Genomic DNA, 14267 nt, shown 5'->3' with positions numbered 1-14267 from the left:
ATATTAAATTTAAAATAATATTATTCCTCAATATCGTGAATCAAAGCATTGGGTGCATGTAAATCTGTCACCATAATAGAGATGCTATAGTCAAACCAACTTAATAGGTGATCCATATCGATACCAGTAGGCCAATATTTAGAATCCACAAACTCTTTGGTTAACTCCATTTGCACCATATTCTCAGCATGAGGTGCTAAGAACAGTTCAGGGGCTCCAAGATGAACATCCTCTTTATCATCAATTAGGTATACAGAACTCTGATTTCTAAAATGTTCCATATGTAAAGGAGTTTCACTTACTTCCATTCTGTTTAAGAAGTCTACGAACAGTTGTTTGGGAGTAAGAGTCACTGCAAAACGATTGATTGTAAGTGGACCACTTGACAAGATTTCAGGATCTTCAACTTTTGTCTCTTTGGGCAAATCGACCTCTGTTTCCATACGATCCATTTCAGCATCGCTAGCACCTAATAACGACTCTAGTTGAAAAAGATGGTTTGCCATCTCCTCCATTTGTGGAATAGAGATACCAAAAGCCATCGCTATCTCTTCGTCATCAATCATCAAACCCTCTGTTAAAGAGAGATGTATCGAAGCAGCATATACAACTCCTGAAGCGATCATCTCAAAATCTTTATCTGACAAAATTTCGTCTTCTCGAATCTGAAGAGTGTCAGCCATTTGGGTTGCCAATGGAAGATATTTCCCATCTAATGATGTATTACATTTATCTACTATAATACACTCTAGTTGCTTTTTATTGCTCATCTGTGATTTACTATATTATAAAAAAAAGGTTTGTACATCAAACCTATATATATGTACAAACCTCTTTATTATTTATCTTATTAAAATTAATCCTCTTCCACTTTTAAAGGAACCAACTGCTTTACGCTATTCAATGCCCCTGTATTCTGGTTATAGGTAATTTCGTATTTATTCTCTTTGACACAGAAATTTGGGGATAAAGGGAATCTCACCCCTTGTTGAGCAATCATCATCTTTGATGTTGCAATCACTTTTGTACCATCCATTAAAACGATCTCTGACAGACATGGCATTCTGTAGTACAATCCTTCAGGAGATACTGAACTAGCACCAGATTGCTTTTTAAGAGATGATTTCATTTGTGCATTAGCAGTAACACTTAACATCATTGGCTTACCTGAAAGATCCGAAGTAGGAACTACTCCTTTTTGTGAATCGAATCGGAAAGCCACAATCGCACTATTGCCAGGAACCACATCGAAAACAAATGAACGGGTGCGTTTGATATGCTTACCTGTAAACAACTCAGTATATCTATTTTCGATCTTTTTCAATTGATCAACAACAACCTTATAAGCATCACCATCTGGTGGAACAGTCTCATACTCTGAAGACAACATATGAAATCTACGTTTTCTTAACTTGGTGATGGTATGTGCTGCATCATATGCCTTTTGCTTCTCTGAAAGCTTCACCCACTGTTCAGGAAGAGAATCATTCACTTGAACGAACTCTTGAATAGAGAGATCATTCCATGAAAAAGAAGAAGGCTCTATTGTCATAAAGTCATTTTGAGAACAAGGTATTGGAGTAATTTGGTCTTCAAACTCACCATTAATCCCTTTTATTATCCCGTAACTATTAACTGATAAATGTGTCATGTTCTCACTCTTCACTTGGTGATACTCCGCAGCATCAGCAGTAACAAACGACCCGAATCTAATCGTCTTAATCTTCCATGAAGCGAAAGACTTTTTCTTGGTATTGGTAATTTGCAACAACTCTTCAGCATACTTTTGATACGGACCAGGGATAAATTCCTCATAAACAGCATCAACATAAACACGTATCCCTGTAGCAGGAAGTGCATATACAGGTCCATTTTGATAAGGGACCTTCACTTCCTCCCCTTTTTTACGATCTGGTGCAGCCATAACCAATAGGTTGCAGAACATCAAAAGAGCCAATATCTTAAAAGTCTTCATAATAAAAGAAATAGTTTACAATATAGATTAATACTTGGACGTAAATTTCATATTATTTTCTTTTCCTACCAATTATTTGGAAGAGGAATTTTGTAACAACTCCCAAACTCTTCCAATATAAGTTGGCAATGTAGAAATATTCAAACTCACATTATCCCCTTGTGCTGCAAAGACATCTCCTGCTTTTCCATGAATCCAAACTCCTAGACGCAAGGCAACTTCAGCTCTGTAACCACGCGCAATAAGGGATGTAATCAACCCCGTTAATACATCTCCACTTCCCCCCTTAGATAATACCGAATTTCCACTACTATTGATACTCCAGCTACCGTAACGATCCACAATAATACTGTTCTTCCCCTTAATAAGTATATTAATTCGATAAAATATAGCTATACGTTTTGCTTTTTCAATACGCTCCCATGTATCAAAAGAGGTCCCAAATAGACGATCAAATTCCTTAAGATGAGGGGTTAAAATAGAGTTCCCAGGAATCTCTATTAGCCAATCTGGATTGTCGGATAAGATATTTAAAGCATCTGCATCTAACACCATGGGATAATGATATTTTCTCATAAGCAAATAGAGGGCCTCTTGTGTAATAGCACTTTGGCCTAATCCTGGGCCAATACCAATAGCCTTGATACCATCCATTTTTGGTAGGGAAGAGAAGCACTGATTACTTTCATCTGAAGAGACTAACAGTTCGGGAACAGATTGATGTATTAGAGTCTCATATGAATTGGGAATATGGGTCGTAATAAGCCCACATCCTCCAGACAATGCACCTTTACAAGCTAAGATAGATGCTCCCATCATTCCTTCTGATCCTGCAATAATCATTGCATGACCATAAGTCCCCTTATGAGAGTATCGTTTCGGAGCAATTAAATGAGATGTAATCCATGAAATAGTGATATACTCACAAATTGGAGTCTCTCCATCCAACCCATTTTCTGTCAACCCAATAGGAATAGTACACAATTCTCCAATAAGAGGAGCATTCTCTGGGAAGAAAAAGTCTACTTTGGGCACTTCAAAAGTAAAAGTATGTGTTGCTTGCACAATACTACCGGACTGTTTTTTAAAGTTTCTTAAAGATAATCCTGAAGGCACATCCACTGATACAATAGGTTCTACAATACGATTCATCCATTCCACCACTTCTTGATAAGCTCCTCTTATATTTCGTGAAAGACCTATACCAAAGAGCGCATCAACAACCACTGAAGGAGAAGACAACGTCATAAAAACATCTTGAGGAGACTGTGGAAAATAGCATATTTCAATCTTACTTTTTTCAACAAGTTCATGATAATAAAACAATGCATCATCACTTTTAGTCACAGAAGGGTGTACAGCATATATCTTCACGGTGTAGCCAAGTTCATAGAGTAAAGAAGCAATGACAAGACCATCTCCTCCGTTATTACCAGGACCAACGACCACTAACACCGAGAATCTTTTGGGATAATACTTTGTAAATGACTGAACCCATTTTGATGCAGCGCGGTACATCAACTCAATAGAGGTAATACCCTCAGTTCTACATGTTATTAGATCCCATTCTAGGATCTGTGTTGGACTCCATAACTTCATAGAATATTATATAATAAATAACTGGGTAAGAAATGGTAAAAGTTAAAAAAGAAAAAATACTAGTTTGTTCTAAGTTACAATAAAACGTTTTGACAAACAAATTGTAATTCATTAGAGATCAAGAGCAGAAGATTACAAACTAATAAAAATCATATGTTTACACTATCATACAACATAAAATTAGCATAAGAATGCACTAATCTAAAATAAAAAAAGAACTATATTTGCGATAATAGGAATTTATTTAGAACAAATTAATTAAACGAATAGCTATGCTAAAAAAACATCCGAAGGGACTCTTGATTGCCTTCTTTGCAAACATGGGTGAGCGATTTGGATTCTATACCATGATGGGTATCTTGGTGTATTATCTTATGGCAAAATATGGAATGTCAGGTACTGAAGCCGGTAAAATTTATAGTGGTTTTTATGGAGCTATATATGGACTTGCGTTAGTTGGTGGAATCATTGCCGACAGAACAAAAAATTTCAAAGGCGTCATTGGTGTTGGTTTGATTACCATGCTCGCAGGTTATATATTCATGGCTGTTCCTGGATTGAATTTAACGTTTACTATTGGAGCATTGGCTGTCATTGCATTAGGTAATGGTCTTTTTAAAGGAAACTTACAAGCAGTTGTTGGACAGTTATATGACGATCCTAAATATTCACACCTTCGAGATTCAGCATTTTCTATCTTCTATATGGGAATCAATATTGGAGCCTTATTTGCACCAACTGTTGCTTCTTCAACAATCAATTGGTTTATTAAAAAAGAGGGATTTATTCGTAATGACGAACTTCCTTCATTAATACATCAATTCCAAGATAAAACATTAGAGAGCACTTCTCAATTACAATCTATTGCAGATAATATGATGGGATCACATGTTGATCTAACTCAATTCTGCAACGATTATCTAACTGCATATAGTTCAGCATTTAACTGGGCATTTGGAGTTGCAGGTGGAATGATGATATTCTCATTTATTATCTATATGGTGTTTAAGCACAAACTTCCTGATGTTCAAGTGAAAACAACTGAAAATGGAGAAGTTGCAGAGATGTCTAAAGAAGAGACGAAACAACGTCTTATCGCTCTATTCCTAGTGTTTGCTACAGTAATCTTCTTCTGGATGGCATTCCACCAGAATGGACTTACTATGACAATGTTTGCAAAAGACTTTACAGTGCAAGAGGTAGGACCTGGAACATACCTTGTGTTCAATATTTGGTCTCTACTTACTATTGTTGCTGGTATCCTATCGTTGCGTAGTATTATTATAAATAGAAATGACCTTAAAAATCAATTGGTATCTATTGCTGTATTGATTGCATCATGTATTGGAATCTATCTTTTTTACATCAACAATGATCTTGTAAATGCATTCTCTCCAGAGTTATTCCAGCACTTTAACCCAACAATGATTGTGTTCTTAACACCTATTATTGTGGGATACTTTGCATGGTTGAATAAAAGAGGAAAAGAGCCTTCAGCACCACGTAAGATTGGTTATGGTATGTTGATTACTGCAATTGGATTTGCTATTCTACTTATCGGATCACTTCATTTGGGTACTTTGGCTGATGCACAAGCAAACACCGAACATGCACGTGTAGGAACAGGATGGTTGATCGGAACTTATTTTACTTTAACGATTGCCGAACTATTCTTAAGCCCAATGGGACTATCATTTGTTTCAAAAGTATCTCCTCCTAAATATCAAGGTATCATGCAAGGTGCTTGGTTGGGTGCCACTGCGGTTGGAAACCTACTTCTAGGTGTTGGTAGTTACATGTATGATAAATTCGAAATATGGCAAGTATGGGCTGTATTTATCGTTCTTTGTTTAATTGCAGCTTCGTTTATCTTCTCTATCATGAAAAAGATCGAAAGATTTGAATAGAAACGATAATATCTTATTATTATACCAAAGGAGTAGTACAGACAAAGTACTGCTCCTTTTTTTGTTTACTAAATGGATAGAAATCGAGAAGAGAAGTCTCTTCTTATAAAGTATGTCAAAATAGCCTACTGAAAACTAGTACAAAATACCTGAATTTAATGATTTCACATTTATTATATTAAATATAGTTAGAACTAGAATACTATGGTATAACACAAAACTACAATTGATTATAATTACAAATAATTTTATTATCAATAAAAACTATCCATAGTATGAGACATCAAAATAGAAGGTTTATACTACTTCTTTTTGTATTTATTCTTCACTTTCCACTATTAGCACAAATAAAAATAAGTGGTATCGTATTAGATAAAAAAAATCAAACCACCATTCCATTTTCCACCGTAAGAGTAATGGACAAAAACGCCAACTTTCTCTCTGGAGGAATTACAAACGAGAATGGACAATTTTCTATATCCATTAAGAAAGAGGGAGATATCTCCATCACTATCAACACTCTTGGATACAAAAAAAACACCCAATCCTTATTTGTTAGTAAAAAAAATCCCAATTATTACATTGGAAAGATATATTTAGAACAGGATATTCAACAACTAGATGCTGTAAGTGTGGTTGCAAGTAAAGATGGGCAATCTAACGGGCTACAGAAAAAAAGTTATAAATTAGATCAGAATATCTCTCAGTCAGGAGGATCAGTACTAAAGGCAATGCAAAACCTCCCAGGAGTTTCCATTGATGGGGATGGAACGGTATCGTTGAGAGGGAGCAAGAATGTATTAGTTTTAGTTGATGGACATCAATCTAGCTTAACAGGCTTTGGGACTGCAACGAACCTAGATGCAATTTCTTCATCAAATATTGAAAAGATTGAGATTATAAATAATCCATCTTCTAAATATGATAGCAAAGGAAATGCAGGAATCATCAACATTGTCTATAAGAAAGAGATCAAAAAGGGATTCAATGGAGAAGTTTCACTCTCTACAGGGGTTGGAGAACTCACAAACTCTCCACAGAATATAGCAGGTATATCTATCCAAGACAAATATCGATTTACTCCGAAGGTTACTCCGAGTATTCTATTAAACTATAGGTCTGAAAAGATTAACTATTTTATCCAAGCAGATGCTACAGCTAGGAAGAAAATTAATAGCAATATATTTTCTCAAAGAATATACGATAACGGGGACATAACAGACCAACAATTCTCGGAGATGCGAGAACAACTCTTTTATAATGTAAAGTTTGGGGTAGATTGGTTTATCGATCAACAGAATAAAATCACAGTCTATGGTTTATGGGAAGACGAATACCACGTGGACCATGGGGATGTTCCATATATATATAACTCTGCAGGCAAAGACAACAGACTGTGGGAGTGGACAGAGAACGAAGACACCAAATTCCTTAATATCGCAGCACTATATCACCACGATTTTGAACAAAAAGGACATACTCTTGACATTGCATACCATGGAACAGGAGGACGAGAAGATGAATTGTTTCCATTTTCGGACAGCTTCTATAATGCAGATGGCATTCAACAAGGAGCTACGAAGAATGATTCTACCCACCTTATCGTCAGTGAATATATCCACAACATCACATTAGATTATGTAAAACCAACCTCTTCAGGACGATTCGAAACAGGTGTGTTTCTTAACTTAAGAAATATACCAATTACTTATGACATTTATTCAGGAGACCCGTCCACAGGATATATGGACCCAAATCTAGGAGATTGGTCTGATTACACAGAGAACGTCTTAGCGGCATACATTAACTATGTATATATCCACAAAAAGTTAGATTTAGAAGTTGGTGGGAGATTTGAACAGTCTTGGGTAGATTACCAATTAAGTGACGACAATATATACTACAACGACAACTATCCAACCAACTACTTTAACTTCTATCCAAACCTACGTTTAACCTATCACATACTAGAGAATCACAAAGTATCATTCTTTGCCAATAAGCGAATTGATAGGCCAGATGAATTTCAGTTGCGTCCATTCCCTAAGTATGATGATCCCGAAATTCTAAGAACAGGAAACCCTGCATTACAACCTCAATATACTACCAATTTTGAATTGGCATACAAATATGATTGGAAGGGAGGAGCCATGACAGTATCCGCATATCATAAGAAGATTGAGGATATCATTGGAAGAGTTGCCATACAGGATCCAAACCGAACCAATGTGATAAACTATGTTCCAGACAACTTTGGAGATGGGACGAATCAAGGAATTGAGTGGGTATTCAATCAGAAGATAACATCATTTTTCACCCTTGATGCCAACTTGAACTGGTATGTAAACACCATAGGCGCAACAGATGGTACCATCTATTATCCAGATCCTAATGGGATAGATTATCATATTGACAAACAGACAAACAACACCTATAATTTTAAGATCAATGGTAATTTTGACTTAAAACATGGAGTTCAAATGCAGATGAGCTATATATACTATGCACCAGATATTAGACCTCAAAGCGAGATCTCATCACACCAAAGGTTTAACTTTGGAATTTCAAAAGCCATTATGAAAGGACAAGGTGAGGTATTCGTAAATGCAAATGACTTATTCAACACAGACAAGATTGAAACCACTACTTATGGGCAGGGCTTTACGATGACACAAAAAGACTATCTTGAAACCCAAACCATTATGTTAGGAGTTAAGTTTAAGTTCTAAATAATACTTAATCTAGTTCAAAAACGATCTATTGATTATGATGATCGTTTTAACTATAAACAAAAAGGTCGGAACTCTTAAATATGAGTCCCGACCTTTTTTATTTGTTATAAATCAGAGATTAATACTCACCCCATGATTTAATCAATAGATCATTATCAATATCTTGCTTACAGAAAGAGTAGATAAATGCACTAGCAACACGAGCATTAGTAATCAATGGAACATTGAAGTCGATCGCATTACGACGTACATTGTATCCATTAGATAACTCACGTTTTGTGTGATCTTTAGGAATATTGATCACCAAATCAATCTTCTTATCCTTAATCAAATCAATTGCATTAGGATGTTGCGCTTCATCTGGCCAGTAAACCAATTCTGACTCAACCCCATTCTCTGCAAAGAATTTCTGTGTTCCTGCTGTAGCGAATAGATTGTAACCTCTCTCCTTCAACATCTTGGCACTATTTAGAAGCTCTACTTTTCCTCTTAACGGCCCTGATGAGATCAAAATATTCTTTTCAGGAGTACGATATCCTACAGACAACATCGCTTTATACATCGCTTCGTAGAAGTTCTCTCCCAAACAAGCAACCTCCCCTGTTGAAGACATATCAACACCCAATACAGGATCGGCATTCAACAGACGGTGGAATGAGAATTGAGGAGCTTTAACCCCCACATAATCCAATTCAAATAGCGATTTATCTGGCTTTTCAAATGGGACATCCAACATTGCCTTCGTTGCGATCTCAATCAAGTTTGTTTTAAGTACTTTAGAAACAAATGGGAAAGAACGAGAAGCTCTTAGATTACACTCAATCACCTTAATATCGTTATCTTTTGCAAGCAACTGCATATTGAAAGGACCAGTAATCTCTAGTGCTTCTGCAATTTGGCGAGCGATACGTTTTACACGACGTATTGTCTCCACATACAATTTCTGAGGAGGGAACACAATGGTAGCATCTCCCGAGTGAACTCCAGCAAACTCCACATGCTCTGATATTGCATAAGCAACAATCTCACCATCTTTTGCTACCGCATCCACTTCAATCTCTTTTGCCTGTTCGATGAATTCAGAAACAACCACTGGATGCTCTTTAGATACATGGGCAGCCATTCTCAAGAATCCCTCTAGTTGATCCTTATCTGTTACTACATTCATCGCAGCACCAGAAAGCACATAAGAAGGACGAACCAAAACAGGGAACCCAACCTCTCCAACAAAATCAAAGATCTCATTCATAGAAGAGAGCTCTTTCCAACGAGGCTGATCAATACCCAACACATCTAACATAGCAGAGAATTTCTGACGATCTTCCGCATTGTCAATCTTCAATGGAGAGGTACCAAGAATAGGAACATTCTGACCATGAAGTTTCATTGCTAGGTTATTTGGTATCTGACCACCTGTAGAGACTACAACCCCTTTCAATGATTCAAAGTCGTTGACATCTAAGACGCGTTCCAACGAAAGTTCATCAAAATAGAGACGATCGCAGTTGTCATAGTCGGTAGAAACCGTTTCAGGATTATAGTTCAACATAATCGAACGATATCCATGATCTTTGATTGTATTTACGGCATTCACACCACACCAATCAAACTCTACAGAAGAACCGATACGATAAGCACCAGAACCTAATACAAGAACTGATTTAAAGTCATCAGTAAACTCCACATCATGCTCTTGACCATGATATGTCATATATAGATAATTTGTCTGAGCTGGATACTCTCCTGCAAGCGTATCAATTTGCTTCACAAAAGGAGTCACATTTAAAGACTTACGATATTCACGTACTTGTAGTGTATCCGCTTGCATCGAAGAGGTCTCTCCTTTCAATACCATTCTAGCAATCTGGAAATCAGAGAATCCTAACTTCTTCGATTCAAGAAGCATCTCCTTACCAAGAGATTCTAGATCGTTGTGTTCCATTAGGTCACAACGCATCTGGTAGATACGGTATAGTTTGCTTAGGAAAAACTTATCAATACGAGTCATTTCCCACACTTTATCCACTGAGTACCCTTTATGGAATGCCTCAGCAATAGCAAACACACGACGATCTGTAGGACGTTGAAGTTCCTCATCGATATTATCGATCTCCATCTCTCCTCTGTTTCCTACGAAACCGTGCATTCCAAGACCCACCATACGAAGCCCTTTCTGCATAGCCTCCTCAAAAGTACGTCCAATAGACATAATTTCTCCAACAGACTTCATACTTGAACCTAGCTGCTGTGCAACCCCTGAGAATTTAGTCAAATCCCAACGAGGAATCTTACACACACAATAGTCAAGAGCAGGCTCGAAACATGCAGTAGTCTCTTTTGTAACGGAATTTTTCAACTCATGAACACCATAACCTAATCCTAGTTTGGCAGCCACAAAAGCAAGAGGGTAACCTGTAGCTTTTGATGCAAGCGCAGAAGAACGAGAAAGGCGAGCATTCACCTCGATCACACGATACTCCTCTGAATTTGGATCCAAAGCAAATTGTACGTTACACTCCCCTACAATACCTACACGACGGATAATTCGAATACTCACCTCACGAAGCTTATGATACTCCGCATTCGTAAGAGTTTGAGATGGAGCAACAACTATAGACTCTCCTGTATGAATACCTAGAGGATCGAAATTCTCCATGTTACAAACTGTAATACAGTTATTGTAACGGTCACGTACCACCTCATACTCGACCTCTTTCCATCCCTTCAAAGACTCTTCTACAAGAATCTGAGGAGAGTAAGAGAAAGCATTGTTGGCAAGTGTTTCTAGTTCATCCATATTATTACAGAACCCAGAACCCATACCTCCAAGCGTATATGCAGCACGAATAATTAGAGGGAAACCAATCTTCGTGGCAGCAATTTTTGCATTTTCCATGTTTTCACAAGCAATACTCTTTGGTGTATCTACATGGATCTCACCAAGGATTCCTGCAAAGATTTCGCGGTCCTCTGTGTCGATAATTGCCTGTACTGGAGTACCTACAACTTCCACATTATATTTTTCAAGTATTCCTTGCTCATAAAGTGCAACCCCACAATTAAGTGCAGTTTGTCCACCAAAAGCCAACAAGATTCCTTGAGGTTTTTCTTTAATAATTACTTTTTCAACAAACTCAGGAGTAACAGGCAAGAAATAAACCTTATCTGCAATCTCTTCTGATGTCTGTATCGTTGCAATGTTTGGATTAATCAATACGGTCTCAATCCCCTCCTCTTTCAAGGCCTTAAGGGCTTGTGATCCAGAATAGTCAAACTCCCCTGCTTCCCCAATCTTAAGGGCTCCAGATCCTAGTACAATGACTTTATTTACTCTATCTTTGATATCTGTATTAATCATGATTTTAAGATAATGTCTTTCTTGTGATTACTGTGCTTTGCTTTTCTCAATATTCTCAATAAACTCATCGAATAGATACTCCGTATCTACTGGTCCTGAAGAAGCTTCAGGGTGGAACTGAGTTGAAAAGAATGGTTTAGTTTTATGACGAACCCCTTCGTTTGTACCATCATTCACATTTACAAAAAGCTCTTCCCATTCGCTTGGCAAAGTCTCTTGATTAATAGCATAACCATGGTTCTGACTAGTAATAAAACAACGTTGTGTTCCTTTTAGTAGTACAGGCTGATTGTGACTACGATGACCATACTTCAATTTGTACGTATCTGCACCAGCAGCACGTCCAAGAAGTTGATTACCCAAACAGATCCCCATAATTGGTTTAGCTCCTTTTAATGCCTCTTTGATGTGGTTTACGGTCTCTTCGCATTGAACAGGATCACCTGGTCCATTCGAAAGGAAAATACCATCACAATCGATTTCATTAAAATTATAGTTCCAAGGCACACGAATCACTGTAGTATCTCTTTTTAAGAGGCAACGAATAATATTATACTTTACACCACAATCGACCAAAACAACTTTATGTTTTCCAGAACCATAAGTAACAACATCATCAGTACTAACCAATGCTGCCAAATTATCTTGGTTTGGATCTACAAAATCGATAGGTTGATCATCAAATTCAATCTTACCTTTCATCGATCCCTTCTCACGAAGAATCTTTGTTAAAGCACGCGTATCAATTCCTGTAATACCTGGCACATCATTTTCGATAAGCCAATCGCTTAAACTTTTCTCTGCATTCCAGTGGCTAAAATCGTCCGTATAATCAGCAACAACTAACCCTGAAGCATGAATACGATCTGATTCATAAAAGTCCTCTACCCCCTCTGTTTGATCTGCAGAAGGAATTCCATAATTTCCAACCATAGGATAGGTTGGGACCAAGATTTGTCCTTTATAAGAAGGATCTGAAAGGCTCTCTGTATAACCTACCATTGCAGTGTAGAAGACAACCTCCCCTGCAATCGACTTTTCCTTTCCAAACGACTTTCCTTCGAAGATCGTACCATCTTCTAAAACTAACTTAACATTACGAAATTTATGCATCTCAGCGATTTTAAGTATATAGTATATATCTAATATTTCATTTAAAAAAACATAAAAAAAATGCGCCCCCACTACTTAAAAAATTAAGTAGCGAGAACGCATTCCTTCCAATAATGCGATCGATATGACCGGTATTTTGAGTCTCATTCTGAACACGGTGCAAATGTATGGCAAAATAGGCTAAACCTCCAAATAAAATATTATAAAAATGAATATTTTTTCATTAACATTGAATTAACAAAAGAAAATATTCATCTTTTATGAATAAACTTGTATGTAATATGAATAAAAGTCATATATTTGCAGGGTATTCATGAATAAATATTCATCAAATGAAAACTAAAAAAGAGCGATTGATAAAAATTGTGGAACTAATCAAGAAGCACCACATCGAAAATCATGAGCATTTGCTTAAACTGTTGGATGAAGCAGGGTACGACGTTGCACAGGCAACACTATCAAGAGACCTAAATAGTCTTAGAGTAGTTAAAATGCGAGATAACAATGGAGGATTCTACTATCACCTTCCACCTTCACAGGATAATGATGAGGATCCCACCGGTAATGAGTCAAACACAACGCATGTTAACTTCTTAGCAGATGGGTTTAGGAGTTTGGTATTTTCAGGCAATATGGGAGTAATAAAAACCATTCCTGGATACGCGAGCAGTATTGCAGCAATCATCGATGGTCAAGACATTTTTGAGATTCTTGGAACCATTGCTGGGGATGATACCATCCTTTTAGTAGTAAGAGAAGGCATCACTAGAAGAGCTGTTGCGAGCAAATTAATTGAACTATTCCCTCGATTAATTAATACGATTGATATCACAGACTATTAATCTTGATTAAGATGGGGATATAACCAATAATTATTGACGTAAACAAAGGATGAAATCGGGAATCAACATTGACGTAGTAGTAGCCAACGAGACACATATAAAATATGTAGATATCATTAACAATACCATTGAAAGAGCATCGAAAGAGCGCGGTACTGGTATTGCTAAGCGAACTTATGGTTATGTAGCAAATAAGATTCAAGAGGGGAAAGCAGTTATTGCACTTCATGGAGACACATTTGCAGGTTTTTGCTATATAGAGTCTTGGGGACACAATAAGTTTGTTGCCAACTCAGGTCTTATTGTCGACCCTGAATTTAGGGGTTGTGGCCTGGCTAAACGCATAAAAAAATGTGCTTTTGACCTATCACGCACCAAATTCCCTGATGCTAAAATATTTGGATTAACCACAGGACTTCCTGTAATGAAGATTAATTCAGAACTAGGATATCGTCCAGTCACTTTTTCAGAGTTAACCGACGATGAAGCCTTTTGGAATGGTTGTAAAAGTTGTGTCAACTACGACATCTTAGAACGAACATCCAAAAGTAAATGCTTATGTACTGGAATGCTCTACGACCCAATATGGGACGAACAGCCTCAAAAAAGCACCACTAGGTGGCAACGATGGAAAGAGTGGTTAAAGAATAGATCGGATAAAAATTCAACACTCTCTTTTTTTAGCATCAAAGCATTCAAAAAATAAAAACATAATCTAATGCAGACCGGTATGTTATCCTG

The 14267-nt window shown here is 37.0% G+C and carries 9 protein-coding genes; 4 read left to right on the top strand and 5 right to left on the bottom strand.

Going from position 1 to position 14267, the window contains the following annotated elements; genetic code table 11:
* Nucleotides 1-20: 20 nt before the first annotated feature.
* From K4L44_13695 to K4L44_13685, 3 genes are all read right to left on the bottom strand, one after another.
* Nucleotides 21-770 (bottom strand): hypothetical protein, encoded by a 750-nt coding sequence (locus K4L44_13695; protein QZE13615.1) that lies wholly within the window; start codon nt 768-770, stop codon nt 21-23.
* Between the two features lie 86 nt (nt 771-856).
* The gene (locus K4L44_13690) at nt 857-1975 is read right to left on the bottom strand and encodes a DUF4831 family protein (GenBank protein QZE13614.1); all 1119 of its coding nucleotides are present in this window, start codon (nt 1973-1975) and stop codon (nt 857-859) included.
* Between the two features lie 72 nt (nt 1976-2047).
* Complete coding sequence (locus tag K4L44_13685) at nt 2048-3574, bottom strand: NAD(P)H-hydrate dehydratase (protein ID QZE13613.1); 1527 nt, start codon at nt 3572-3574, stop codon at nt 2048-2050.
* A 272-nt stretch (nt 3575-3846) separates the two neighbouring features.
* Between K4L44_13685 and K4L44_13680 the strand changes: the two genes are divergently transcribed.
* A complete protein-coding gene (locus K4L44_13680; protein ID QZE13612.1) occupies nt 3847-5481 on the top strand; it encodes a peptide MFS transporter in 1635 nt (544 codons plus the stop codon).
* A 275-nt stretch (nt 5482-5756) separates the two neighbouring features.
* Nucleotides 5757-8210, top strand: coding sequence for a TonB-dependent receptor (locus tag K4L44_13675; GenBank protein QZE13611.1), 2454 nt, complete (start codon nt 5757-5759; stop codon nt 8208-8210).
* 121 nt (nt 8211-8331) lie between these two features.
* On the opposite strand, the gene carB is transcribed toward K4L44_13675, so the two are convergent.
* Together carB and carA are read right to left on the bottom strand one after the other, a co-directional pair.
* Nucleotides 8332-11556, bottom strand: a complete 3225-nt coding sequence (gene carB, locus K4L44_13670; GenBank protein ID QZE16009.1) for a carbamoyl-phosphate synthase (glutamine-hydrolyzing) large subunit — start codon at nt 11554-11556, stop codon at nt 8332-8334.
* A gap of 42 nt (nt 11557-11598) precedes the next feature.
* On the bottom strand, nt 11599-12684 hold the full coding sequence (gene carA, locus K4L44_13665) for a glutamine-hydrolyzing carbamoyl-phosphate synthase small subunit (GenBank protein QZE13610.1): 1086 nt from the start codon (nt 12682-12684) through the stop codon (nt 11599-11601).
* Nucleotides 12685-13016: 332 nt separating this feature from the next.
* On the opposite strand from carA, the gene K4L44_13660 reads away from it, so the two are divergent.
* Nucleotides 13017-13526 (top strand): ArgR family transcriptional regulator, encoded by a 510-nt coding sequence (locus K4L44_13660; protein ID QZE13609.1) that lies wholly within the window; start codon nt 13017-13019, stop codon nt 13524-13526.
* Between the two features lie 49 nt (nt 13527-13575).
* Nucleotides 13576-14232: a GNAT family N-acetyltransferase gene (locus K4L44_13655; GenBank protein QZE13608.1), complete on the top strand. Its 657-nt coding sequence runs from the start codon at nt 13576-13578 to the stop codon at nt 14230-14232.
* The last annotated feature ends 35 nt before the right edge of the window (nt 14233-14267 follow it).

It is taken from the genome of Prolixibacteraceae bacterium, from assembly GCA_019720755.1.
Taxonomy (GTDB): Bacteria; Bacteroidota; Bacteroidia; order Bacteroidales; family Prolixibacteraceae; genus Halosquirtibacter; species Halosquirtibacter laminarini.
This window is presented reverse-complemented; position numbering and strand designations above follow the sequence as displayed.

What these genes read in the sequence shown, in the direction of transcription:
- K4L44_13695 (QZE13615.1), bottom strand. Translation starts at nt 770, where the DNA reads ATGAGCAATAAAAAGCAACTAGAGTGTATTATAGTAGATAAATGTAAT.
- K4L44_13690 (QZE13614.1), bottom strand. Translation starts at nt 1,975, where the DNA reads ATGAAGACTTTTAAGATATTGGCTCTTTTGATGTTCTGCAACCTATTG.
- K4L44_13685 (QZE13613.1), bottom strand. Translation starts at nt 3,574, where the DNA reads ATGAAGTTATGGAGTCCAACACAGATCCTAGAATGGGATCTAATAACA.
- K4L44_13680 (QZE13612.1), top strand. Translation starts at nt 3,847, where the DNA reads ATGCTAAAAAAACATCCGAAGGGACTCTTGATTGCCTTCTTTGCAAAC.
- K4L44_13675 (QZE13611.1), top strand. Translation starts at nt 5,757, where the DNA reads ATGAGACATCAAAATAGAAGGTTTATACTACTTCTTTTTGTATTTATT.
- carA (QZE13610.1), bottom strand. Translation starts at nt 12,684, where the DNA reads ATGCATAAATTTCGTAATGTTAAGTTAGTTTTAGAAGATGGTACGATC.
- K4L44_13660 (QZE13609.1), top strand. Translation starts at nt 13,017, where the DNA reads ATGAAAACTAAAAAAGAGCGATTGATAAAAATTGTGGAACTAATCAAG.
- K4L44_13655 (QZE13608.1), top strand. Translation starts at nt 13,576, where the DNA reads ATGAAATCGGGAATCAACATTGACGTAGTAGTAGCCAACGAGACACAT.